Annotated in this window: 24 protein-coding genes; 13 read left to right on the forward strand and 11 right to left on the reverse strand. The window is 60.4% G+C overall.

The window, feature by feature from the left end:
• Positions 1-93: 93 nt before the first annotated feature.
• Positions 94-924, reverse strand: a complete 831-nt coding sequence (locus KX729_RS11585) for a transporter substrate-binding domain-containing protein (RefSeq protein WP_219742623.1) — start codon at positions 922-924, stop codon at positions 94-96.
• 212 nt (positions 925-1,136) lie between these two features.
• Here KX729_RS11585 and KX729_RS11590 point away from each other — a divergent pair, with 212 nt between their 5' ends.
• Both KX729_RS11590 and KX729_RS11595 read left to right on the forward strand, forming a co-directional pair.
• On the forward strand, positions 1,137-3,026 hold the full coding sequence (locus KX729_RS11590; protein WP_219742624.1) for a bifunctional sugar phosphate isomerase/epimerase/4-hydroxyphenylpyruvate dioxygenase family protein: 1,890 nt from the start codon (positions 1,137-1,139) through the stop codon (positions 3,024-3,026).
• Between the two features lie 108 nt (positions 3,027-3,134).
• The gene (locus KX729_RS11595) at positions 3,135-3,800 is read left to right on the forward strand and encodes a GntR family transcriptional regulator (RefSeq protein ID WP_219742625.1); all 666 of its coding nucleotides are present in this window, start codon (positions 3,135-3,137) and stop codon (positions 3,798-3,800) included.
• A gap of 48 nt (positions 3,801-3,848) precedes the next feature.
• Here the strand turns inward: KX729_RS11595 and KX729_RS11600 are convergent, their stop codons facing one another.
• The gene (locus KX729_RS11600) at positions 3,849-5,672 is read right to left on the reverse strand and encodes an ABC transporter ATP-binding protein (protein WP_219742626.1); all 1,824 of its coding nucleotides are present in this window, start codon (positions 5,670-5,672) and stop codon (positions 3,849-3,851) included.
• A gap of 267 nt (positions 5,673-5,939) precedes the next feature.
• Entirely contained in the window at positions 5,940-7,136 is a 1,197-nt protein-coding gene (locus KX729_RS11605; protein WP_219742627.1) for an aminotransferase class V-fold PLP-dependent enzyme, read from the reverse strand.
• Positions 7,137-7,233: 97 nt separating this feature from the next.
• On the opposite strand from KX729_RS11605, the gene KX729_RS11610 reads away from it, so the two are divergent.
• Positions 7,234-8,067, forward strand: coding sequence for an IclR family transcriptional regulator (locus KX729_RS11610; protein ID WP_219742628.1), 834 nt, complete (start codon positions 7,234-7,236; stop codon positions 8,065-8,067).
• Positions 8,068-8,164: 97 nt separating this feature from the next.
• Here KX729_RS11610 and KX729_RS11615 read toward each other — a convergent pair whose 3' ends face one another.
• The 5 genes from KX729_RS11615 to KX729_RS11635 form a co-directional block, all read right to left on the reverse strand.
• Complete coding sequence (locus KX729_RS11615) at positions 8,165-8,689, reverse strand: RidA family protein (protein WP_219742629.1); 525 nt, start codon at positions 8,687-8,689, stop codon at positions 8,165-8,167.
• Between the two features lie 23 nt (positions 8,690-8,712).
• Positions 8,713-9,921, reverse strand: a complete 1,209-nt coding sequence (locus KX729_RS11620; protein WP_219742630.1) for an amidohydrolase/deacetylase family metallohydrolase — start codon at positions 9,919-9,921, stop codon at positions 8,713-8,715.
• 1 nt (position 9,922) lies between these two features.
• Positions 9,923-10,798 carry an ABC transporter permease gene (locus KX729_RS11625; RefSeq protein WP_219742631.1) on the reverse strand — a complete coding sequence of 292 codons (876 nt, stop codon included), beginning with the start codon at positions 10,796-10,798 and terminating at the stop codon, positions 9,923-9,925.
• A gap of 16 nt (positions 10,799-10,814) precedes the next feature.
• Complete coding sequence (locus tag KX729_RS11630; RefSeq protein ID WP_219742632.1) at positions 10,815-11,756, reverse strand: ABC transporter permease; 942 nt, start codon at positions 11,754-11,756, stop codon at positions 10,815-10,817.
• A 91-nt stretch (positions 11,757-11,847) separates the two neighbouring features.
• Positions 11,848-13,374, reverse strand: coding sequence for an ABC transporter substrate-binding protein (locus KX729_RS11635; protein WP_219742633.1), 1,527 nt, complete (start codon positions 13,372-13,374; stop codon positions 11,848-11,850).
• A 343-nt stretch (positions 13,375-13,717) separates the two neighbouring features.
• On the opposite strand from KX729_RS11635, the gene KX729_RS11640 reads away from it, so the two are divergent.
• The 5 genes from KX729_RS11640 (at position 13,718) to KX729_RS11660 (ending at position 18,485) form a co-directional block, all read left to right on the forward strand.
• Positions 13,718-15,649, forward strand: coding sequence for an AfsR/SARP family transcriptional regulator (locus tag KX729_RS11640; protein ID WP_219742634.1), 1,932 nt, complete (start codon positions 13,718-13,720; stop codon positions 15,647-15,649).
• A gap of 134 nt (positions 15,650-15,783) precedes the next feature.
• The gene (locus KX729_RS11645; RefSeq protein WP_219742635.1) at positions 15,784-15,936 is read left to right on the forward strand and encodes a hypothetical protein; all 153 of its coding nucleotides are present in this window, start codon (positions 15,784-15,786) and stop codon (positions 15,934-15,936) included.
• Between the two features lie 293 nt (positions 15,937-16,229).
• Entirely contained in the window at positions 16,230-17,504 is a 1,275-nt protein-coding gene (locus tag KX729_RS11650) for a YcaO-like family protein (protein WP_219742636.1), read from the forward strand.
• Complete coding sequence (locus tag KX729_RS11655) at positions 17,501-18,244, forward strand: TfuA-like protein (RefSeq protein ID WP_219742637.1); 744 nt, start codon at positions 17,501-17,503, stop codon at positions 18,242-18,244. The genes KX729_RS11650 and KX729_RS11655 overlap by 4 nt, the downstream gene beginning before the upstream one ends.
• Entirely contained in the window at positions 18,237-18,485 is a 249-nt protein-coding gene (locus KX729_RS11660; RefSeq protein ID WP_219742638.1) for a hypothetical protein, read from the forward strand. The genes KX729_RS11655 and KX729_RS11660 overlap by 8 nt, the downstream gene beginning before the upstream one ends.
• On the opposite strand, the gene KX729_RS11665 is transcribed toward KX729_RS11660, so the two are convergent.
• A complete protein-coding gene (locus tag KX729_RS11665; RefSeq protein ID WP_219742639.1) occupies positions 18,486-18,926 on the reverse strand; it encodes a helix-turn-helix domain-containing protein in 441 nt (146 codons plus the stop codon).
• A gap of 243 nt (positions 18,927-19,169) precedes the next feature.
• Between KX729_RS11665 and KX729_RS11670 the strand changes: the two genes are divergently transcribed.
• The 4 genes from KX729_RS11670 to KX729_RS11685 all read left to right on the forward strand — a co-directional run bounded on the left by KX729_RS11670 (position 19,170) and on the right by KX729_RS11685 (position 23,177).
• Positions 19,170-19,562, forward strand: a complete 393-nt coding sequence (locus KX729_RS11670) for a GFA family protein (RefSeq protein WP_219742640.1) — start codon at positions 19,170-19,172, stop codon at positions 19,560-19,562.
• Between the two features lie 121 nt (positions 19,563-19,683).
• Positions 19,684-20,979, forward strand: a complete 1,296-nt coding sequence (locus KX729_RS11675; protein ID WP_246617558.1) for a flavin monoamine oxidase family protein — start codon at positions 19,684-19,686, stop codon at positions 20,977-20,979.
• 65 nt (positions 20,980-21,044) lie between these two features.
• Positions 21,045-21,935: a DMT family transporter gene (locus KX729_RS11680; protein WP_219742642.1), complete on the forward strand. Its 891-nt coding sequence runs from the start codon at positions 21,045-21,047 to the stop codon at positions 21,933-21,935.
• A 177-nt stretch (positions 21,936-22,112) separates the two neighbouring features.
• Positions 22,113-23,177 carry a GGDEF domain-containing protein gene (locus tag KX729_RS11685; RefSeq protein ID WP_219742643.1) on the forward strand — a complete coding sequence of 355 codons (1,065 nt, stop codon included), beginning with the start codon at positions 22,113-22,115 and terminating at the stop codon, positions 23,175-23,177.
• On the opposite strand, the gene KX729_RS11690 is transcribed toward KX729_RS11685, so the two are convergent.
• Both KX729_RS11690 and KX729_RS11695 read right to left on the reverse strand, forming a co-directional pair.
• A complete protein-coding gene (locus tag KX729_RS11690) occupies positions 23,095-23,592 on the reverse strand; it encodes an RES family NAD+ phosphorylase (protein ID WP_219742644.1) in 498 nt (165 codons plus the stop codon). The two genes, KX729_RS11685 and KX729_RS11690, sit on opposite strands and share 83 nt — an antisense overlap.
• Before the next feature lie 2 nt (positions 23,593-23,594).
• Positions 23,595-23,945: an MbcA/ParS/Xre antitoxin family protein gene (locus tag KX729_RS11695; RefSeq protein WP_219742645.1), complete on the reverse strand. Its 351-nt coding sequence runs from the start codon at positions 23,943-23,945 to the stop codon at positions 23,595-23,597.
• Between the two features lie 172 nt (positions 23,946-24,117).
• Here KX729_RS11695 and KX729_RS11700 point away from each other — a divergent pair, with 172 nt between their 5' ends.
• Positions 24,118-24,834, forward strand: coding sequence for a GntR family transcriptional regulator (locus KX729_RS11700; RefSeq protein ID WP_219742646.1), 717 nt, complete (start codon positions 24,118-24,120; stop codon positions 24,832-24,834).
• Positions 24,835-24,846: the final 12 nt, after the last annotated feature.

Raw genomic sequence — 24,846 nt, forward strand, 5'->3', positions numbered from 1 at the left:
TTTCAGGCTCGCCGACGCCGCTTGGCAGCGCCGGCTGAAGCATCGTGTTTCCACAATGCCAGGTCACATGTGATCTAGAGAGGTCCGTAAGGCTCAGTTCGCAGTGAACGGAATGCCTTCAAGGGTCGTCGGGAATTCCGGAACCGGCACCTTCATCCACTTGTCGTAGATCTTCTTCAGCTCGCCGTTTGCCCGGATCTTGTCGATGAAGGTGTTCAGAGCGACGTTGATCTCTTTTTCGCCAAGGCGGGTGCCGGCGCCGTTATAAAGCTTCTGGAATTCCAGCTTGTTCTCGAACTTGCCGGGAACGGCCTTTTCGACGCGGTCCATGTAGAAGATGTTGCCGCCGAGCGCTTCGGTCTGGCCGGAGACCAGCGCCTGGATGCTGGGTGCATCGCCATCGTAACGGCGGATGGTGGCGGAAGCCGGGGCATTCTTGGTGACCTGCGTATCCTGAGCCGCACCCTTGGCGACGGAAATCGTCAGGTTCGCCATGTCCTCATTGGTCTTGATCGACTTGTCCTTCGGGCCGATCAGCACGATGGCATTGGCATTGTAGGGCTTGGAGAACTGGATGGCCTTGGCGCGATCCGGCAGCATCGCCATGGTGGCGAACAGCACGTCGACGCGACCCGACGTCAGGGCCGGAATGCGGTTATTGACTTCGAGCGGCACGAATTCCACCTCGACGCCGAGTTCCTTGGCAAACAGCGCGCCCATTTCAGCGTCGAAACCGTCCTGCTTGCCACCACTGGTGACGAAACCCCATGGCGGGTTGTCGCCCTGGATGCCGACGACCAGCTTGCCCTTTGCCTTGATTTCAGCCGGCGTAATAGCAGCAGCGGGACCGGCAAACGATGCGACTGCCATGACGGCAGCAGCACCCAACAGCGCAACGCGGCGCTTCAACTTCATCTCGAACATGTTGCTCCTCCTCGAGCGGTCAAATGAGACCCTGCCAGCACTCCGTTTGCTGACGACGAAATAAAACTGCCACGGGAGCATCTTTAAATCAACAGAGTTTTTTGATAATCTATGATAAAATCATTTTCGGCATGAACATTGATCCATAAAGTATGAAACCGTCCTGCTCCGGCAGGGTGAGGAAAACAAGAGCCTGGTTGGAGGAGATCAGAATGAAGACCTCGATCGCGACAGTGTCGATCAGCGGTGAATTGCCGGAGAAGCTGGAGGCAATCGCCAGCGCCGGGTTCGATGGCGTCGAAATCTTCGAAAACGATTTTCTGGCCTTTGACGGCAGCCCGAAGGATGTCGGGCAGATGGTCCGCGATTTCGGCCTGGAGATCACCCTCTTCCAGCCCTTCCGCGACTTCGAAGGCATGCCCGCCAATCTGCGCCAGCGCACGTTCGACCGCGCCGAGCGCAAATTCGACATCATGCAGGAACTCGGCACCGATCTCGTCCTCGTCTGCTCAAACGTCTCACCCGTCTCGCTCGGCGGCATCGACCGCGCGGCCGACGATTTTCGCGAGCTTGGCGACCGCGCCGCCAAACGGGGCCTGAAGGTCGGTTATGAGGCGCTTGCCTGGGGCAAGCATATCAACGACCATCGCGACGCTTGGGAAATCGTCCGCCGCGCCGATCATGCCAATATCGGCCTGATCCTCGACAGCTTTCACACCCTGTCACGCAAGATCGATATCAATTCGATCCGCTCGATCCCGAAGGACAAGATCTTCATCGTCCAGCTGGCCGATGCGCCGCTGATCGACATGGACCTGCTCTACTGGTCGCGCCACTTCCGCAACATGCCGGGCGAAGGCGATCTGCCGGTGACAGCCTTCACAACCGCCATCGCCGAGACCGGTTACGACGGCTATTTCTCGCTGGAAATCTTCAACGACCAGTTCCGCGGCGGCTCGACGCGCTCGATAGCAGCCGATGGCCATCGCTCGCTGATCTATCTCGGCGACCAGGTGCGCCGCAGCCCGAATGTGACGACACTGACGGTCGCTCCGATGCCGGATCGCGCCCCGGTAAAGGGCGTCGGCTTTGTGGAGTTTTCAGCGGATGAGAAGGATGCGGCCGACCTCATCGGCATCCTGAAAACGCTGGGATTTCGAAAGATTGCCAAGCACCGAACAAAGAAAGTCTATCTCTACGCACAGGGGGATATCCGGCTGATCGTAAACACCGACGAAAAGGGTTTCGCCAATGCCTCCTTCGCCGTGCATGGCACTTCCGCCTATGCCATGGCGCTTTCGGTAGACGACGCTCAGAAGGCTCTTGACCGGGCAATAGCGCTCGGCGCCGAACCGTTCGAACAGCCGGTGGCGGAAGGCGAGGTCAGGATCCCGGCGATCCGTGGGGTCGGCGGCGGATTGATCTATCTGATCGATGGCAAGAGCGAACTCGGACGGTTTTCCGAGATCGATTTCGTAACGGTCGATGAGGATCAAGCTATCGAACCCGCTCACCTTATCCGGGTCGATCATATCGCCCAGACGGTCGCCTATGACGAGATGCTGACCTGGCTTCTGTTCTACACCTCGATCTTCGAGATGCGCAAAACGCCGATGGTCGACATTATCGATCCGGCCGGCGTCGTGCGCAGCCAGGTGGTGGAAAGCACGGATGGCGCATTGCGCATCACGCTGAACGGCGCGGAAAACCGGCGCACGCTGGCCGGGCATTTCATCGCGGAAAAGTTCGGCTCCGGTGTCCAGCACCTCGCCTTCCATACCGACGATATCTTTGCCACCGCCGAAGCTCTGCGAAAGAACGGCTTCAAACCGCTCGCCATCTCGCCGAACTATTACGGCGATGTCGAAGCCCGGTTCGGGCTCGAGCCGGAACTCACCGAGCGGCTGAAGGCGGAAAATATCCTCTACGACCGTGACGATCAGGGCGAATATTTCCAGCTCTACAGCATGACCTATGGAGAAGGTTTCTTCTTCGAAATCGTCGAGCGACGCGGTTATGCGGGTTATGGCGCACCCAACGCCATCTTCCGGATTGCAGCGCTCAAGAAGGCCTTGCGACCGGAAGGCATGCCGATGCGATAAGGAGAAATCCTATGAGGAATTTCATCGCAGCCTCATTCGATAAAGATTGAAATAGATTTAGAAAATCACATGATCTATGAGGATCGTGAAAACATCTGAGAAGATCGAATGTTGCCGGATATCACCACCGAAACCGTTGCCGAAACCAGTTACCGGCGCATCCGTGCCGACATCATTTTCGGACGCCTGCCGCCGGCTCAGAAGTTGAAGCTCGATTCGCTCAAGGAAACCTACGAGACCAGCGTCAGCACGCTGCGCGAAATCCTCAACCGGCTCTCTTCGGAAGGCCTGGTGGTTGCCGAAGGCCAGCGCGGTTTCGAGGTTTCGCCGATTTCGGCGACCGACCTCAGGGAAATCGCCGCCTTGCGCCTGCTTCTCGAAACCCACGCGCTCGAACAATCCTTCGAACGCGGCGAGATGGAATGGGAAGCGCGGCTTGTCGCCACGCATTACAAGCTTTCCCGGATGGAACAGCTGATGGCGACGGGCGATACCAGCCGCGCGGAAGACTGGAAACGGTATGACTGGGAATTCCATCAGGCGCTAATCTCGGCCTGCGGCTCAAAGCTTTTGATGGAAACTCATTCCGCCGTTTTCGACAAATACCTGCGATATCAGATGGTCGCGCTGTCCTATCGTGGAGAAATCGCCTCCAGGGAGCACCAGCAACTGCTGGACGCAGCCTTGAAGCGTGACCAGAAGACCGCCATCAAGATTTTGACGGTGCATATCGAGGCCGGTGTCGAGCATGCACTGGCCCGGCGGGCTCTCTGACCGCCAGAGGCTTTCAGCCAAGCCTGAGACGGCCTTCCGACCGCCACTTTAAACGGCGACAAGGTGTCCGTCCGAGACGGTCCGGAACTCTCTCATGGGCACAACATAATCCGCCGCGCGGATCGGGCTCTTCAGTTCGTCGGCGGCCCCTGCACGCTTTTCCCGCCGGCGGTCAGGGTCCGGCACCGGCACGGCGGCCATCAGCTTCTTCGTATAGTCATGCTGCGGATTGCCGAAGACGGAGGCACGCGGGCCGATCTCGACGATTTCACCGAGATACATCACCGCCACACGATGGCTGACGCGTTCCACCACCGCCATATCGTGTGAGATGAATAGGAAGGCGAGGTTGAGGCTCTGCTGCAGGTCGAGCATCAGGTTGATGACCTGCGCCTTGATCGACACGTCGAGCGCCGAGACGCTCTCGTCGGCGACGATCACCTTCGGCTGCAGCGCCAGCGCCCGGGCGATGCAGATGCGCTGCCGCTGGCCGCCGGAAAACTCGTGCGGATAACGGCTTGCCATATCCGGCGTCAGGCCGACCTTGCGCAGCATGTCGGCGACAATGTCCTTGGCTTCTTTCGATGTGCCCATCTTGTGTTCGAGATAAGGTTCGGCGATCGCCTGGCCCACCGTCATGCGCGGATTAAGCGACGCGAACGGGTCCTGGAAGATCATCTGGACCGACTTGCGCATCTCGCGCATCTGCCGCCGATCGAGCGCCAGCACATCGCGGCCCTCGACCCTCACCGAACCGGATTCCGGCTCGATCAGCCGCATGATGGCGCGGCCGGTCGTCGACTTGCCGCAACCGGATTCCCCCACCAGCGAAAGGGTTTCACCCGCGAAGAGATCAAAGGAGACGTTTTCGACCGCATGCACCCGGCCGCTGACGCGCCCGAACAGACCGGAATGAATGTCGAAACGTTTGGTGAGGTTCTTTACTTCAAGGATCGGCTTATCCTTCGCGACCGTATCCGGCACCTCGACCGGCGTATCGGAAGCGCCGGTGGCGTTGTTGACGACCGGAAAGCGCAGCGGCCGCTCATATTGCTGCATCGAGCCAAGTACCGGCACCGCGGATAGCAGCGCACGTGTATAGGGATGCTTGCCGCGATGGAAGATATCGGCCGTCTCACCGGTTTCCACCTGCTCGCCGCGATACATGACAACGGTTCGGTCGGCGATTTCGGCCACCACGCCCATGTCGTGGGTGATGAACAGGACCGAGGTCCCCTCCTCGTCCTGCAGCATCTTGATGAGGTCGAGAATCTGGCCCTGGATCGTCACGTCGAGCGCCGTCGTCGGCTCGTCGGCGATCAAGAGCTTCGGCTTAGAGGCTAGGGCCATGGCGATCATGACGCGCTGGCGCATGCCGCCGGAAAAGCGATGCGGGTATTCGTCAAAACGAGAGGCGGCAGAAGGGATACGCACCTTTTCGAGCAGTCGGATGGTCTCGGCCTTGGCTTCCGCCGCCGACATATCCTTATGGCAGAGCAGCGCCTCGGAAATCTGGTCGCCGATGGTGAAGAGCGGGTTGAGGCTCGTCATCGGCTCCTGGAAGATCATGGACACGTCATTGCCGCGCACCTTGCGCATTTCATGTTCGGGCAGAGCGAGAAGGTCGTGTCCGCCGAGCAGAATCTTGCCTTCGATGCGGCTCGTACCCTCCTGCAGCAGGCGCATGATGGAAAGCGAGGTGACGGACTTGCCGGATCCGGATTCACCGACGATCGCCACCGTCTCGCCCGGCGCGACGGAAAAGGAAACGTCCCGCACCACCGGCTTCCATTCGCCATCCACGTTGAACGAGGTGGTGAGGTTCTGGACGGACAGGACCGGGATGACGGCTTTGGCTTCGGTGGTGGTCATGGTCGTTCCCTTGTTATTTGCTTGTCGCAAGGTTTGAGGGAGTGGCCCCCTCATCCGCCTGCCGGCACCTTCTCCCCACTGGGGAGAAGGGAAGTATGCAGCAACGTCCGCCGCTTCTCCTCTCCCCTCGAGGAGAGGGCGGCCGAGCATAGCGGAGGCCGGGTGAGGGGGCTGCGCGGCGCACCGCTCAATTATAAGCCTTGCAGGCTTTGCCCCCTCATCCGACCCTTCGGGCCACCTTCTCCCCGAAGGGGAGAAGGGAAAGCCTCAATCCGGCCAGCGCAGCATCCCGTCGAACCGGTGCTTGCTGCGGTTCTCGATTGGCGTCGCGATGATCTCGTTCGAAGCCCGCGCCTTGTCGAGCTCCTCCGAAAGCCGCGTCGCGACGATCTTCTCCTGTCCCGGATGCAGGTTGCACGGGTCGAGGTAGAAATAGTGATGCTCCACCTCGTGATCGCGGACGATGATCGGCGGCTCGCCGCGGCCGAGGGCCGAAGCCAGATCCCAGGCGGTGATATGCGCTTCCGGCGCCGAGACGATCACCCGCATGCGGTCGAGCGGGTTGTTGGTCGGGTCCGGCTCGATCAGCGCGGTAATGCCTGGGCGGCCATCCAGCGTTTCCTTCCAGAGGTTGAGATAGCCCGTCTCTCGCTCGCGGATACCGGCATGGTCGCGCTTTTCCCAGGCTTCCAGCGCCGCCATCACGCCAAAAATGCTTTCCTTGCCGACCTTCATGCCGCGGCCGATGCCCATGTTCTGCAAGAAGGCGTTGCGGACGAGCTCCTTTTTGCCGGCAACGATGCCCGAGGTCGGGCCGCCGAGGAACTTGTGGCCGGAATAGAGAGCGATATCCGCACCCTGCGCCAGGAAGAGCTTCAGGTCATATTCGGAGGCCGCATCGACGATGACCGGCACGCCCTTGGCATGGGCGATCTCGACGAATTCGATAAGGTTCAGCAGGCCGTAATCGACCACATGATGCGACACCACATAAACGGCGGCTGCCGTCTTTTCGGTGATGGCGTTTTCCATATGGTAACGGTGCGTCGAGGTCGCCTGACCGATCAGTACCGCCTTGCCGCCGGCAAGCCGGATCGCCTGATCCACCGGTGCGCCGTAGCTCACCACATGGCCCATCTGGACGAGCACTTCGTTCTTCTCCGATACGACATCCGGCAGCTTCTCGATGGCAAGCAGGTTGTTGCCAGTGATGGCGCCGGCGACCGCAAGGCTGATGCCGGAAGAGCAGGAAGCCGTGACGAAACCCGCCTCGCCGCCCGTCAACCGGGCGATGATGGCGCTTGCCTTGCGCTGCAGGTCGTTCACCTCGACGAATTGCGGCAGGATCGCCGCCATCGCCGCGACGGCTTCGGGAACCACGATCGATGCGCCGAGGCTGGTCATCGTGCCGGAAACGTTGATCACCGGGCGAAGCCCGATCTTGGTGCGTATATCCTCGGACATTCTATCTCTCTCCAGATGCTGGCCGCTGCAATTTATCATCGACAGCTATACCATAGTAATGTAATAGGCTCCCAAATTCAGATAAGGAGCGTTTGATTTGGACGCGAAGACTTCTCCCGCAGCATTTTCCGAAGACGCCGCTTCCCCGGAAGAAACCGAAGGCAAAGGCGCGCGCCGCTCGCGTGTGAGCGGCATCGACCGTGCGCTGCAGGTGATTGATTATCTGTACGAAACCGGTTCGCCTGCCGGGGCCTACGCGATCGCCAAGGCGGTCAAGGCACCGCTGTCCACCGTCTATGTCATCATCGACGATCTGGTCGAAAAGAACATGCTGGCCCGCAATGCGGACGGCTCGATCTGGCTCGGCGCAAGGCTTTACCATTATGGCCTCGCTTACGCCCGCTCGCTGGATTTCATGAGTGTTGCCACCCATGAAATGCACGACCTTTGCCGCGAAGCGGGCGAAACCGTGCAGGTCTGCGGCCGCGACGGCGATTTCATGCTGGTGCTCGCCATGGCGGACGGCCCGAGCCATTATCAGGTCGCCTCGCGCGTGGGAACCCGGGTGCCGCTCAACTGGACGGCATCCGGCCGATTGCTCGTCGGGCATCTGGCGGAAGGCGAGCGGATCGAGCTTTTCAAGCGCTGCGCCCGAACCTCGCCCACCGGCCGCGCCGAGATCGACGCACGCACGCTGTCCGACTCCGCCGGCAAGGCGTTTGACGAGCGCCTGTCGATCCAGGTGGCGGAATCCGACTACGCGGTGGCCTGCATCGCCTCGCCGGTCTGCGACCGGAGCGGCGAGTGCGTCGCGACCATTTCCATCGTACTGCCGGAACAGAAGGTGGTTTCCGACGAAACCCGTTATGCGGAACACGTACGTGCCGCCGCACAAAGGATCGAAAAGCTGATGGGCTGGCGCAACCACTGAGCCGGTCTCCTTCGAGCATTTCCTGCAGAAATGCTTTCCCTCTATGTTTTCCGCAATTCCGGACGCAAAACCGGTTCTCACTTTTGCTGGAATTGCTTTAGTCCTTTAGCGAGACGATCGCCTCGATCTCGACGGTGATATTGCCGGGCAGCGAACCAAAGCCGACGGCGGAGCGGGCATGTTGGCCTGCCTCCCCGAACACTTCGATGAACAGGTCCGAGCAGCCGTTGATGACGCTCGGATGATCCTCGAAATGCGGCACGGCATTGACCATGCCGAGCAGCTTCACCACCCGCTTGACCCGGCCGAGATCGCCGAGCGCATCGTGCATGACCGCGAGCAGGTTGATGCCCGTCAGCCGCGCATGCTGGTAGGCCTGATCGACGGTCACGTCACCGCCGACCTTGCCGGAATAAAGGTGACCGTTCGCCTCGCGCGGCCCCTGGCCGGAGAGGTAAAGCATGTTGCCCTCGCGCACATGCGTGACGAAATTGGCGATCGGCGGCGGCGATGGCGGCAAGGTGATGCCAAGCGCCGTCAGCCGATCGTAAGGGTTTTGTGCTGCAGGTGTCAGACCCGGTGCAGCCTTTGCTGGAGACGTGTTCACGTAAACTCCTGTCATGCCTTATTTCTGAAAAATACCGCTCACCGCCACGAAAGACCGTGGCTGTGACGGACAAGTCTGCGGGCGCGCGGAATATAGCGGCTCGATGTGATCGCCTCCGATCCGATGACCGCATAACGCGGCTCGAATAGTTTCTGCAGGCGCGAAACGTCACCGTTGGAATCTGTGGCTTCCAGATCGGAATCGACGAGGTCGAAGATGGTGAAATCGGCTTGGCTACCAACCGACAGGCGGTTCTGCATGTCGAGCTTGATGACTTCCGCCGGCGCGTGGGTGACGGCGTTAACGACCTTATCGAAGGGCATGCCGACCGAGAGCAGCTTGGACATGGTGGTCGCCAGGTCCCAGACCGGGAAGTTCATCGAATGGCCGTGCAGATCGGTCGAAATCGAGTGCGGCAGCAGGCCGCGTGCGATCGCCGCTTCCGCCACCTTGAAGGAGAAGGATGCGCCACCATGGCCGATATCGAGGCGCACGCCTTCCGACGCGCAGCGTTCGGCCAGGTTGAACAGGTCTTCGTCTTCCATGATGGAAGAGCCGGCCTTGCCGTTGAAGCAATGGGTGACGACGTCGCCGGGGCCGAGGATTTCCAGCACTTCATCGTAAAGCGCCGGAGGCTCACCGACATGCACCATCATCGGGATCTTAAGAATCTTGGCAATCTTCTTGCCGAGCTTGACCGGGGTGACGCCCCAGGAACCGGTGATGACGTGGCTCGCACGCACCTTGATGCCGACAATATGTTCCTTGTTCTCGGCGTAGCATTCGAGAATGCGGTCGAGATCGATATCGCGGATATCGCGCAGCTCCGCGACGCGGTTGCAGGCGACGAGACCGATCGAACCGAGGTTCAGGAAGGCCTTGATGCGCTCGCGCGACGGTTCGATGATGTATTCGCGAAAACCGTGGAAATTGGCTTCACCGGCGGACCCGGCATCGACCAGCGTGGTGACGCCGCGCTCGGCGCCGCATTCGGACGGGCGGATCGAGATGTCCGTGCCGCCGTGCCAGATATGCACGTGAAGATCGACCCAACCGGGGGAAATCCAGGCACCCTTGCCGTCGACGCGTTCGGCATCGGCCGGAACTGCGAGTTGCGGACCGATGGCGGCAATCTTGCCGTCGGCGCCAACGAGAATGTCGGTCGCGGCATCCGGAGAGCCGGCACCAAAAGCCATCGGCTTCACATTGGTGAGGAGGAGCGGCTTGCCCGCTTTTTCACCGGTCATATCAGAGGTCCTTTCGAAGTCTGGGATCGAGCATGTCCCGCAATCCATCGCCGACCATTTGCAGCGACAGCACGGATAAAATGATGGCAAAGCCCGGGAAATAGGTCATCCAGTCGGCTTGCCCGATATACTGGCGGCCGGCGGCGATCATGGTTCCCCAGGTCGGGATTTCAGGGCTGACACCAAGGCCGAGGAAAGAAAGGCCGGCTTCGGCGAGCATGGCGCTGGCGAACAGGAACGTGCCCTGCACCAGAATGGGCGACACGAGGTTTCGGAGCACGTGGCGCGTCATGATGTGGAAGGTAGAGATACCGAGCGCCTTGGCCGCTTCCACGTAAGGCAGTTCGCGGATGACCAGTGTCGAGGCGCGGACGATACGGGCGAGACGCGGCGAATAGACGATCGACAGCGCGATGATGACGGTCGTCAACGATGGGCCAAGCGCCGCAACCAGTGCGATGGCGAGCAGGATATCCGGAAACGCCATCATTGCATCGATCAGTCTGGCGATCGGCGTATCGAGTTTCTGGAAGAAGCCTGCTAGCAGGCCGAGCGTCACGCCGATCACAGCAGACAAAGTCACGACGGCAGCGCCGACCAGCAACGACAGCCGTCCCGCATAGATCGTGCGCGAAAAGACGTCGCGGCCGAATTCGTCGGTGCCGAACCAATAGATCTCGCTCGGCGCTTTCAAGCGATTGACGATCGAAAGCTTGGACGGCGAATAGGGCGCGATCCAGGGCGCGAGCACCGCGAGCAGGATAAAGATCGTCAGCACGATCAGGCCTGCAGCGACGGTCTTGCGCTTCAACAGGCGGCGCAGGAATTTTGCCGTCTCGCTTGCGGGCTTCGGGGCGGTGGTGGCGATATCGGTCATCGGTGGCCCTCCCCTCTTAGTAACGGACACGGGGATCGACGAGCAGATAAAGCATGTCGATCGCGAAATTGATGAGAACGTAAAGGCCGGCAATGACCAGCAGCGCGCCCTGGATCACCGGATAGTCGCGGCGCAGGACTGCGGAGACGACGAGATTGCCGACGCCCGGCAGGCCGAAGACAGTTTCCGTCACCACGGCACCGGAAATCAGCACGGCGGCGGTCAGGCCAAGTACTGTGAGGATCGGTATCAGCGCATTCTTCAGCGCATGTTTCAGGATGACCTTGCGTTCGATCAGGCCCTTGGCGCGGGCAGTGCGGATGTAGTCGTCGCCCAGAACATCGAGCATCGAGGCGCGGGTGAAGCGCAGGATCAGCGCCGAGGAAACGAGGCCGAGCGCGAAGGCCGGCAGCGTCAGATGATACATGCGGGTCGCGAAACTCGCGCCCGGTCCGCCGTAACCGGAGACCGGGAAGATGTTGAACCGCACCGCGAAGAACTGCATCAGGATGAGGCCCAGCCAGAAGCTCGGAATGCTGGCGGCAAGCATGGCGATCGTCGTCGAGGCCTGGTCGACAAACGAGCCGCGCCGGTAGGCGGCATAGATGCCGATCGGCAGGGCGATGATGCTGGCGATTGCCAGCGAGAAGATCGTCAGGAAGAAGGTCGGTTCTGCACGATCCAGCAGCGCCGAGGTGACCGGCATGTTGAGGAAGATCGACTGGCCGAGGTCGCCCTTCAGGAGCTGGCCGATATAGAAGACGTATTGGATCAGGATAGACTGATCGAGGCCGAGCTTGGTGCGCAGGTCGGCGACATCCTGCGGGGTCGCATCGGGGCCGAGCATTACGGCCGCCGGGTCGCCGGGCGTTACGCGCACGATCACGAAGACGATCGTGACGACGAGGAACATCACGACGATCATGCCGGCGAGGCGCTGGAGGATGTAACGTATCATGGGCGGTTCCTATGCCGCTTGCCTGTCCTTCAAGCGGACACGGTCGGGAGCGGATGCCGGCCGAGGCCGGCACCCGCCATCCGGGAGGATATTACTTCTTGATCGAGGCGTTCCAGAAATACGGCCACGGAGCCGGATCAACGCCCGAGAGCTTGGTCGACATCGCAGACACGGCGTTGAAGTCGCCGATCTTCATGAACGGCGCTTCGTCATAGACCGCCTTCTGGACATTGGCCCAGAGCGCGACACGCTTCGCCGGATCGGATTCCGCCGAGAAGGCATCCACGGTCGACTTGCGCGCCGGCGTATCCCACCAGCCCGGCGAGCTTGCCGACAACGAACCGATCAGTGCCGGTTCCGGCAGGAACGGGCTGTGGGTAATGTAAATGTCCCAGAGCGCCTTGTCGGTGCGGCGCTGGGTGAGCGTTGCCCAATCGACGACCTGCATGTCCACCTGGAAACCGGCGAGCTTCAGATACTCGGCGGCGACCTGCGCCATCTTGTAATGGAACTCGTACTGGCGGCTGGTGAGGATGCGGATCGGCTTGCCGTCATAACCGGCAGCCTTCGCAGCCTTCATCGCACCTTCCGGATCGGCGACGTTGTAATTGCCTTTCACGCCGGCATCCGTCGCCCAGGTATAGGGAGCCGGGTAGATATTGCCGTTCAGCGCGTAGAAATCCTTGCTGCCGAAAGCGGCGGCCAGCATGTCTTCCATGCTTAGTGCCTGGCGGACCGCCTTGCGCACTGCGACATTCTTCGTATTGCCCTCAGCCGTGTTGAAGACGAAGACCGGATAACCGAACGGCTTCAGGAGCAGCGGCTGGGTCGCCTTGGAAGCCTTCAGCTTATCGAAGGATTCGACCGGCAGGCTATCGACATAGTCGTACTGGCCGGAAACGGCAGCTTCGACACGGGTATTGGCATCCGGCACCGGCACGAAGCGTATTTCGTCGAGATACTGCTTGCGCGCGCCGCCATAACCGTCGCTGTCGCCGGAGCGAGCCTTGTAATCCTTGAAGCGGGTAAGCTGGATATACTGGTCGGCCTTGCGCTCCTTCAGCATGTAAGGGCCGGTGCCGATGAAATCGGTCATCGTGTCGGCCTGTTTCTCGGCCGGGATGATGATCGCAGCGGAGTTGTTGAAAGCGAGCAGCGAAGCGAGCGGCGCATAGGGCTGCTTTAGCTTGATGACGACGGTCGCCGGATCGGAAGCCGTGACGGATTCGATGAAGCCCGAAGCCTGCTTGCCGCGCGAGGCGAGCTTGATCCAGCGGTTCAGCGAGGCGACGACGTCGTCGGAGGCCATGTCGCTGCCGTCATGGAACTTGATGCCGGTCCTGAGCTTGATTGTATAGGTCTTGCCGTCGGCGGTCACCTCCGGAAGGCTCTCGGCGAGCAGCGGCGTGACGTTCCATTTCTTGTCGAACGTATAGAGCGTTTCGAAGATGTGCTGCGTGACGATGCCGACAAGGTCGGCCGTCGAGGTCATCGGATCGAGCGTCGGCGGTTCGCCGATCGTTGCGACATTGATGACGCCGCCCTTTTCCTGCGCCATCATGTAGGATGGCATAGCGACAAGCGCGGTGGCGACGAGGAATGCGAGTTTCATTCTCATTGATAGCTCCCGTTTCGTTGTTCCGTTATTATGTTATAAGCAATTTAATAACAGAATACCGAAGCCGTGATGGCTGTCAATGCTCGTCAGTGGGCCTGACAAGAAAACGTTCGTCGCCGCTGACGGATAGGATGCAAAAGCACCGATAAACAATTATTGATAGAACTTTGGTGCGCAAAATCCAAAAAAAATGTGGTGAAGCGAGATAAAGTGCCGAGATAAATTTGACGAAGCTCGTGCGACCTGTCTTTAATACAGAGCAAGCAAGCTTCAATATTGCAACCGCGCGCAGCCATAGAGCAGTAAAGCCGGAACAACCGGTTCGGCTTTCAGTATAAACAGAATGTCGGCGAGTAATATAACAATAATCCGATTGCTGGGCCGCCCGTCTGCCATGCTTGACGGACAAGCTATCGCCTTGCCGGAAAAGGGTTATTTTCTGCTGGCCATGCTGGCGATGGCGCCGCAGGCAAAACTGGATCGGGAGACCGTCCGGAGACTGCTCTGGCCTTCCGATGAGGCTGAAAAGCGCGCCAACAGCCTCCGACAATTGCTCGCGCGCATATCCAAGGCGCTCGGCACCCATGCCGGCGCGCTTGTCCGTACGGAAAACGAAACGCTGCAGCTCGCCCTGCCTGATCTCGAATGCGATCTCGTTACCCTGATGGGCGCCGCGGCGGCAGTAAGCTTCGAACAGCCTTTATTTCATGGGGAATTACTGGAATCGGCGGAAACGCCGACCGGTGGCGCCGAGGACTGGCTGTCCGATGCACGCCGCAAGATTACGGACCGGCGCGTTACGTTGATCGATGGCCTGCTGGCCGACGCCTCCATTCGACACTCTCCCTCACTGCCTCGATTGGCCGAGCGGCTTGTCGAGCTCGATACCGCCCATGAGGGCGCAGCCCGGGCGCTGATGAACCATCATGCGCGGCGCGGCGATCTTACAGCCGCCCGCCAAGTCTTTGCACGCTGCCGCGATCAGCTTCGCGCCGACTTCTCCACGGCACCGACACCCGCCACCATGCAGCTTGCCCGCGAACTGGGCATCGTCGACATGCGGCCGGCCACGACCGCGGATAAACCGCAATCACCGCTGGAACGGATCATTCCCGCCCAGCCCCGCGTCGTCATCCTGCCCCCTGAGACGATCATGCAGGACCCGCTGGTGCAGCGGCTCGGCAGGGTGCTTCTGGAAGACGTTACGATCGGGCTCAGCCACCAGCGCGTTTTCAAGATCATTGCCGCGCATACCAGCTTCGAACTGGCGAACCGCGGCCATGGCGCCGCTTCACCGCTCAGCAACCTTCAATTCGACTATTCTGTCTATGTGACCATCCAGGGCGACGGCGAGGACATCACGGCGACTTGCCGGCTGACGCGGGTTGCGACCGGCGAAGTGTTATGGGCGATCGATCTGCCGCTCGACGTGAAGCGCATGCGCATGTCGCTCGGCAGCCTTGCCCGCCGTATCGCGGCGTCGCTCACCGACGTCATCGAGCGGCACGAGCTGACAACTTCGCTCGACGATGTCGACCCTTCCGCCTACCGGCTTTATCTCGAAGGCAAGCGTCATCTGGCCGGCACCGACCTGCAGCAGCTCCGGCAGGCGCGCAAATGGTTCAAATCGGCGGTCAAGCGTTGCGACACCTTCTCGCCGGCCCATGCCGGCGTTTCCCGTTCGCTCGGCATGGAATGGCTGGTGCGCGGCATGAAGGATCACGAGCTACTCGATATCGCCAACCAGTCGGCCCGCGCTGCCCGCAGCCTCGATCCGGGCAGCGGCCGCGCCTATCGCGAACTCGGCTTCGTCTCGCTCTATCGCCGCCGGTTCGACGAAAGCCTTGACCTGTTCGAGGAGGCGCAGAACCTCAATCCCAGCGATGCGGACGTGCTGATCGATTATTCCGATGCGCTTTCGCATGCCGGCGATCTCGACAAGGCGCTGGATCTCGGGCTCGCCGCCTTCAAGCTGAACCCGCTGCCGCCTGATTATTATTACTGGATTCTCGGCTCCACCCATTACGTGCGCCAGGAATACGAAAAGGCGATCGAAACCCTCGATCCCGTCAAGGACCAGCACGCGACATCCCGCCTGCTCGCCGCCAGCCAAGCGATGGCCGGCAACGCGGTTTCGGCGCGCAAATATGCGGCTGTCGTACGGGAGAATTTCCCCGATTTCCGCAGCGAAGACATCCGTTATTTCGTGCCCGATCGCGATCCCGGCCATTCCGAGCTGCTGATCGAGGGCCTGCAACGCGCCGGTCTTTCCTGATCAGGCGTGACATTTACAAATTGGCGTGAAAAACGCCCGATTTACATAAGCCCCCCTGTCACGCCGAAATAACACCGGGTGTGATGCTCTCGCGTTGCAACGCAGCCTCATGCTGCCCAATCGCGGAGAGAAACATGGAAACGAAGTTCAAGGCATCCAAGACTGAAACCACCGGCTCGGCTCCGACCCTGCGGTTTTCCGCTGCCGCCGAAGCCGTTCTCGGCCAGAAGATCGAGATCGCGCCGAATGCGCTCGCCCAGGTTACCCATGCGATGAGATACCAGTAATGCGTCTTGCCTGGGGCCATGCCGGCTGCTCCGGGCGTGTCTCGCTTGCATCGGCGGTCGCTAATGGCCGTCGAATACCCTCTCTGTCACGCATCCTTTCAACACCAACCCACTGCCTCTGCCGGGCCTGTCACGCCCAAGTCACGGTCGCTCTGGTCTCTTGATCGGTATCGGAGTTTTGACAGGAGCGGGCACACGATGGGTCGACGACCTTTGACAGGCATGACGCGCTTCAGCGCATTCCCGTCAGTGGACATCCCGGCAACCGGAGGCTCCGCAGGGCGGATATGACCATGCAGCTTCAGCCTTCGCTCCAGACGATCCAGAATTTTGCAGCTTCCTTGACGCTTCGCGAGGAAGGTTTCAGCAGCTATCACGACCGCCGCATTTCGCCCGCCGCCACGTTCGAAGCTATCCAGCCGTTCTTCCGCGAACTCGGCATCACCCGCGTCGGCTTCCTGACCGGGCTCGATACCGTCGGCATTCCCGTCGCTTTCGCGACGCGGCCGAACAGCTACACTTTGTCGGTCTTTCAGGGCAAAGGCGTCGATCCCGATGCCGCCCGCGCATCTGCTGCCATGGAAGCGCTCGAAACGAGCATTGCGGAAATCGCCCCTCCCGTCATGACCTCTGCGACCGTTGCGGAGATCGCATCGTCCGGCACCCCGATGATCGACCTACACTCCACGGCGCGATGCGTGCCCGCCGAGATCGGCAGCGGCTCCATCCCCTGGGTCGGCGGTCTCGATGTCCTGTCCGGACAGCAGGTCATGGTGCCTTGGTGGCTGGCAGGCATGGACCATCGCGGAGAGCGTCCGGCCGGCTTCGAGCAGTCGAGCGACGGGCTCGCTTCCGGCAATACGCAGTCCGAAGCTCTGCTGCACGGTCTGTGCGAACTGATCGAGCGCGACGCCTGGACGATCGCCCAGCTGAAATCCGAACGTGAACTCGCTGACTGCCTCGTAGACCCCTCGACGGTCGAAGACGCCGTGCTGGACATCATGCTCGGCCGCATTCGCGAGGCTGGCCTGCAGCTCGTACTGCTCGATATGACGACGGACCTGCAAGTGCCTGCTTTCCTGGCGGTTCTTATTCCCGACTCCACATCAAAGCGGGCGGATGCACGCTGGAGCCAGATTTGCGGCGGTTGTGGCTGCCATCCGGATCCGGTGCGCGCCATGTTGCGGGCCATCACCGAAGCCGCCCAGAGCAGGCTGACGGCAATCGCCGGCAGCCGTGACGATTTTTCGCCCCGCATCTACCAGCATATGCGTGCCGACAATGGGCTCGGGAAGCTGCTCGCCTTGTCCTCAGAGCGGGTGCGGCCCTATCGCGACCTGGATATCGGCGCCAGCCGTCATGCATCGATCGATGGCACGATCAGACACCTGCTCGGGCGGCTGAAGCTCGCCGGCATCCGGCAGGTCATCGCCGTGCCGATGCAGGATGCCGGCCTGCCGGTCTCGGTCGTGCGTGTGATCGTTCCCGGCCTGGAGGTCGAGCTTTTCGGCCAGTACATGCAGCTCGGCATCCGGGCGGCAAACACCATCCGGAGGTCGCAGCATTGAAAGTCGTTTTCGTTGGCCCCAGCCTCGGTTCCTCCTTCCGCGCGATGCAGCGACAGTATCCGGCGCTCGTATTTCGCGGCCCGGCCGCCCGCGGAGATATCCTCAAGGCCGTCGATGACGGCGCCCGCGCCATAGCTCTCATCGACGGATATTTCGGTGAATCCGCGTCCGTCTGGCACAAGGAAATCCTCTACGCTCTGAGCTGCGGCATCGAGGTTGGCGGCGGTTCGAGCATGGGCGCACTTCGCGCTGCCGAATGCGAAAGCTTCGGCATGGTCGGCATCGGCAGGGTCTATCAGGACTATGCGGACGGCCGCCTGATCGACGACGAAGCGGTGGCGCTGATCCACGGTCCGGAAGACCTGGGCTGGATGCCGCTCTCGATGCCACGCGTCGATTTTGAAGCCACAATGCACAAGCTCGCACGCATGGGATTGATCACCGCCGTAGAACGGGAGCGTTTCTTCCTGACGGCGAATTTCATGCACTACACCGAGCGAACCTACAAAACGATCCTCGACCGCTGCGACTTTGCAGACCCCCTGCGGGCCGCGGCGATCTTCGGCGACATCAGGCTCCACAAGGTGGAGCTGAAACGCGAGGATGCGATTGCCGTCCTGTCCTGGTTGGACGCTATCGACAATTCTGAAAGGAACTTCCCCTGGACGTTCGCGAGAACGGCCCATTGGGAAAAACTACGCGGCGAGATCGGCTCGCCGCAAGGAAGCGCGAATGATTGATCTACAGCCCCACCTCGCCGGCGATGCCTATGCCCGGCTTTTCCGTACGCTTTCCGCCGTTAACAAGGAGGCGGAACAGCTCAACCTTTCCACGGTGGTCCACTTGACCAACATGGCCCTGCTGCAGCTTTCGCTGGATTGGGAAGGCATCATTCCGGAAAACCAGAAGAGCGCCAAGCTCAACGCGATCTTCCGCAACAAGACGAAGATCGCGCTGGAAGACGAATTGTCTCGAGGCTGATCACTCCGCCGGCTGCTGGACCGGCTGCGGGCGAAGCTCATCCATCTGGAGGCCGATTTCGGCTTCCTTGGCGGCCACAGTCTGGACCAGCTCCAGGAGCCGCTTGCGAAGCGCCGGCTTCGAAATGCGCATGAAGGCCGTGCTCATCAGCAGCGCATCATGAGTAAGATCGAATTTGGCGCTCTCAATGTCATTGTCATTGGAAGGTGTGACGGTGGGAATGCGGTCGAAGAATACGGTCATCTCGACCTTCAGCACGGTGGCGATCTCAACCAGTTTGCCGACGGCAATGCGATTGATGCCGCTCTCGTATTTCTGAAGCTGCTGCGAGGTAATTCCGACATAATGGGCGAGCTGCGGCTGGGTCAGCTTCTTTTCCCGCCGCTGAAGGCGGATACGCCTGCCTACCTCTTTGTCCGCTGCATTCGGTGCCTTGCTCAACTGCCTGACTTTCTTCTCGAACAGGGTTTCCGGGTATCCTATCCCGGCGCCACAATGATCGTTTGCAGGGTCCCTGCCAAGCATTTTCCACCAATAGTTATGCTAAAAATGCCGCATCCAGCCGAAAAGCTGCTTTTTTAGGCGGTCTCGTTCGACACTTCGCCCAAGCGGCAGGCTGTAATTTGCCTGGACGACCCTTGGCACTGTAAGATTTCTCGCGTGCTGAGGATCAGGAGACACGATATGGATCGGTTCACCGGCGGCTGCCTTTGCGGCAAACTCCGATTCGTGGCATCGGGCCGCCCTTACCGCGTCGGCATCTGCCATTGCCTCGACTGCCGCAAACATCACGGAGCGCTGTTTCATGCTTCCGCGATATTTCCTCGAGAAGCCGTAACCATAGAGGGTGAGGCGCGCGATTATGCCGGGCGGTTCTTCTGTCCAAGCTGCGGCTCATCGGTTTTCTCGCTGAGCGGTGACGAGACGGAGGTCAATCTCGGATCGCTGGATGCTCCCGACCAGCTGACGCCGACCTATGAACTCTGGACCATCCGCCGCGAGGCCTGGCTTCCCTCGTTTCCGCTGGCCAAACGATACGTCGGTGACCGCGAGGCTTCGGGCCGGTCAGAAGAATAGACGACACGACGAAAGCCGCTGCGGCAAAACATCGTCGGCAAATTTAGGACGTTACAGCGCGGCCTGCTCGGCATAAATGACAGGAGTGGATGTCGTTGCCAGCGATTGGAAGGCGAATGCAATGGTCGAGCGGGATGTCATCGTCGTCGGAGCAGGTTTCACGGGGCTGACCGCGGCTCGCGAGCTGATCGCGGCAGACAAGGACATAGTCCTTCTCGAAGCTCGCGACCGGGTCGGCGGCAAGGTCGAATCCACCGTGCTTTCCGGCGGCACCCGCGTCGATACCGGTGGCCAGTTCTTCTGCCGGGATATGGTTGAACTTACGAGCCTGATCGCCGCCCAAGGCAGGAAGCCAGTCATGACCCACTATGACGGTGAAACCATCTACCGGCCGCCGATCTCGCAGAAACAGGGTTACGAGCGCTGGCGCGGGGTTGATGCGTTGCGCGACCGAATGATCGCCACCCGCCCCGATGATCCCGAACTAGAAAAACTGACGGTCGCCGACTGGGTGGCACGCCAGGAGGATGTGTCAGCCGACGTCCGGAAAAGCTTTCTGCGGCTGATCAAAGGCCTTTGGTGCCGCTCGCCCGAGGAGGTCTCCTTCGCCTGGCTTGCCTCCAACGACCGGCGGATCACCAATACCTATTCCGAGATGGAGATGTTTCTGCCGGAAACGGTGCATGCTGTTGCTGACACGCTTGCAGCCACGCTCGGTGATCGGCTGAAACTGAACACGCCCGTGACGCATATCGAGCATTCGGACACAAGCGTTGCGGTCACAGCAGGCGGCGAGCGCTTTTCGGCCCGGCGGCTGGTACTTGCAGTCCCGCCCGTCATGATCCACAAGCTCGATTTTGCCCCTGCCCTGCCCGAACGCCTACTTCATGCGCTCGGTGCCTGGTCCCCCGGGCTGTCGATCAAGGTGCTGGTGAGCTACGACGAGCCTTTCTGGCATAAAAAGGGCCTTTCGGGCGCCGTCATGTGGCATGAGCCACAGGGGCTTTATGCGTGCGATGCCAGCCGCGGCGACTATGCAGGCCAGGTCATCTTCATCGGCGGACCGGAGGCCGAATATTGGCACAAAAGGCCGCAAGAAGAACTTGTCGATTTCATCCGCGAACAGCTGACGGCGGCTTTCGGCCCGCAAGGCGGTAGCGCGCGTGATATCTACATTCGCGATTGGGTGAACGATCCCTGGAGCGACGGTGCCTATAGTGACGTCGTCACCCGCCTCGATGCGCCCGACACCGAGGACATCCTGCGGGAAGGTCTGGCGTCCGTCCGTTTCGCCTCGTCCGAACTTGCGCTCTCCTATCCCGGTTATATCGAAGGCGCGATCATTGCCGGAAAATGGATCGCACACGAGATCGTCCGCGATCTTGACGCCGGCAGCAGAAAGGTCAACGCCGGCTGACGGAATGTCCCTTCCGACAGCGATTTTCCGGTGGCAGAAATCGCTGCGATCTGCATGATCCAAACATGATCAGGAAACAGTCCCTCGATACGTTCGCCGTTCTGGCGATGATTGTCCTTTGCTCCCTCTGGGCTCTTCAGCAGATTTCCATCAAGGCGGTCATTCCCGAAGTGCCGCCGTTCTGGCAATCGGCCATTCGGTCAATCGGTGCCACAGCGCTTCTTGCCGGCTGGTTTCGTTATGCCGGACTGACCTGGATGAAAGGCCTCTTCTGGCCGGGCGTCATCGTCGGCACGCTGTTTTCCGTCGAATTCGGCCTGCTTTATCTGTCGCTGGGTTATACAGACGCGGCCCGTGCAGCCCTGCTTCTCTATACGGCGCCCTTTGTCGTGGCTATCGGGGCACATTTCCTCATGCCGGGTGAACGGCTGTCTCCTGCGGGATGGCTCGGCATCGTCATTGCCTTCGTCGGCACTGCTCTGGTGCTGAGAACCTCGGTTTCGGTCGATCCGACCAAATTCCTCGGAGACGCCTGCGCGCTCGCAGCCGGCATCCTGTGGGGCATGACGACGCTGGCGATCCGCCTAAGCGGGCTTGGCCGGGCACCCGCCGCCCAGACGCTGCTTTACCAGCTCGGTACGTCATGCCTGCTGCTGACCGGCGCAGCACTCGCTTTCGAAGGTCCCCTGCCGGTGCCGCATTCGCTATTAGCCTGGTCCTCTCTCGCCTACCAGACGGTGATCGTCGCAGCCCTTTCCTTTCTCGTCTGGTTTGCGCTGATCGCCCGCTATTCCGCGACCAAGCTTTCCGTCTTCACCTTCCTCACTCCGTTGCTGGCCGCAATTGCCGGCATCCTGTTGCTCGGCGAACGGATCGACGTCCACCACGTCGCGGCGCTCTTTTGCATTGTCGTCGGAATATTGGTCGTCAACCTCTGGGGTCACCGGGCCGGCTGATAACAGCACAAACCACTCAATTTTAGGGGTATTCGACAAGAGCCTGTTGAGAATCTTCCATTAGAATATCATGAGAAAACGTCTGAAAGCGCATGAATGAGAATTCGGACTGCACATTTGTCGTACAATCCTTTCTCATAGCGTATCGAATCAGCGCGGATACGGGAGCAGCGATCAGTGACGACGGAGGCGTTTCGGGACAGGACAGCGGAAGGGGCGGAACGGCTCTATCGCAAGCTTGCCCTTGCGCTGGAATCATCGCAGATCGGCATCTGGGAGCATAATCTCGTGACCGATGAAGTGGTCTGGGACAAGCGCCTCTGCGAGATCTACGAGGTGGAAGTCAACGCCACCATCGTCTGGATCGATCACGTGCACCCGCAGGACCGCGACCAGGCGTCAGCTGAGTTCGACGATGCGATCCGCACCAAGAGCAGTTATTCCTCGCAGTTCCGTATTCTTTTGCCGGATGGCAAGGTGCGGTACCTGCGTTCCCGCGCGCATTATTACGAGGATCAGAACGGCGTCCCGTTCTATATCGGCGCGGAATGGGATGTCACCTCGGACGTGCTGATGCAGGAAGAGCTGATCCGCCGCGCCCAGCAGCTGGAAGAAAGCTACCGGCTGCTCGAATATTCGGCCCTGCACGACTATCTCTCCGGCCTGCCGAACCGCCACGCCCTCAATCAGTTTCTCGCAGCCCGCGGCACGCCGGAAAGTTTTAGTGCCGTGCTGCATGTGGACCTCGACAATTTCAAGGAGGTCAACGACCGGCTCGGGCATCATATCGGCGACCAGGTGTTGCGCGCCTTTTCCGCCCGTTTGGCCGCCATCCTGCCCACAAACGGCTTTGCCGCACGCACCGGCGGCGATGAATTCGTCGTCATCCTCGACCATGTCTCGATGGACAACGCCTGCGCCCTTGCGGAGCGAGTGGTCGAGGCAGCCGCGGCGACCCGAAGCGACGTTGACATAGCCGGCATCGATATCGGCGCCTCCGTCGGCCTTGCTATGGTGAGGCTCCGTTCGAACAGCTTCTGGCGCAATCCGATCTTGCTCTCTACCAGGCCAAGAATATGGGCCGCCGCCGCTATCGGGTCTTTGACGAATTCCCGCTCAAGCCGATCGCCATGGCGGCGAACATGCGGCACTGACGCTTTCAGCGCGACAGACGGTTTTCGTCATCGATCAGCGTCATACGCGCCGGCAGCTCGTTTCCCCACGTCCACAGGACGAGATTGATATCCTCGGCGGTCGAGCCGGGCGCAAAGCTTCTTACCAGCAGGCCCTGAAATCCCTTTTGCACCAGCTCTTGTGCGAAAAGTTGGGTCGGGGCGATACCCTCTTTTTTCATCCTGTGACGCCACGCCGGATCGGCCAGGAGAGAATGATCGACACCCTCCGCTTTCAATGCGGCGTCGTTTCTCGTGTCGAAGACCTTTTCTATATCGGCATCGTAGGAGACCAGCGTCGTCGGCTGAAGGCTGCCGACCTGATTGACCTCACGCAGCGCGGTGATGACCGCCAGGCACGCATAAAGCGCCGGCACCCCTTTTGCATTGAACCGGCCGCCATAAAGCTCCGCGCCCTTGCCGGACAAAGGCTCGCGCGCATAAACCGGGTTGAGGGCGCGATAGAACGGGCCGCGATACCGCATGGTCAGGCGTGCACGCCGGCATCCACCGCATCGATATATTCGAGAACGTCGTCGGCGCGACCGGCCTTGACCAATTGCATCGCCGTTTGGCCGGAAAAGCCCGGTAGAGGCTCCGAACGGTACCACGCATAGGCCATCAGCGCCGAACCGAAACGTGGCTCGACCTTGTTGACGACTTCCATCATCTCCCGCAGTCTACGCTGCGTCTTGTCGGAATGGACACGCTCCCGGCGCTGCACGGCATCCTTGCCGAGACCTGCGGTTCTGGCCACTTCCTCACTGGTCGTGCGCAGGATTTCGGCAATCTTGCGAGGTGCGAAAAAACCCGCTTCCGAATATTGCATAAGGGCCATAAATGTTTTCCTGCCGCTTTGCCACGCTTTCAGACGCAATATAGCGTCAAATTTACCGGCTTTCAATGCAGCCGGAAGCTTTATAACCTGCACAAATAATCCCAAAGTGGGTATTTTCTGTCGACAAGATGTATGCAATGAATAGTCATCGGTTCTCGTAGCGGAGGCATGCATGGCGAAAAAGCAGGTGGCAGAAGCAGATACTCCTCGTCCGCGCGGCTCGGGCACCCAGAATGTCTATACAGTATTGAGGCGCGAGATACTGGCGATGGCGCTGCAGCCGGGCAGTCCGCTCGATGAAGTGCGCCTTTCCGAACGTTTCGGCATGTCGCGCACGCCGATCCGCGAAGCGCTGCTGAGGCTTTCCGGCGAAGGGCTGGTCACCACGCTGCCGAACCGCAATACGATCGTCGCGGCAATCGATTTCGCTTCGCTTCCCACCTACTTCGACGCGCTGACACTGATGTACCGCGTCACCACAAGAGGCGCTGCCATGCATGGTGGGCCGGCGGTGATGGCGACGATCCGCGAGCGGCAGCAGGAATTTGCTGCGGCCGTCGAAGCGCATGATGCTTTCGCGATGATCGAGGCCAACCGCGAATTCCACGTGGCGATCGCCGATCTCGGTGGCAACGCCTATTATACCGGTTTCTTCGCCCGGCTGCTCGACGAGGGTCGCCGTATCCTCAGGCTCTATTATCGCACCTTCGACGACCGCCTGCCCCGGCAATATGTCGACGAGCACGAAGAGATGATCGCCGCGATCGAGGCGCGTGACGTGGATCTCGCCGACAAGCTCGCCGTCAAGCATGCCGCCCAGATCGTCCGGCAGATCCAGGATTATCTCGCCCGCGAACTCGACAACCCGATCGATCTTTCGGTGCAATAGCACCCCGCTTCG

Source organism: Neorhizobium populisoli (genome assembly GCF_019430945.1).
In the GTDB taxonomy this organism is placed as follows: Bacteria; Pseudomonadota; Alphaproteobacteria; order Rhizobiales; family Rhizobiaceae; genus Neorhizobium; species Neorhizobium populisoli.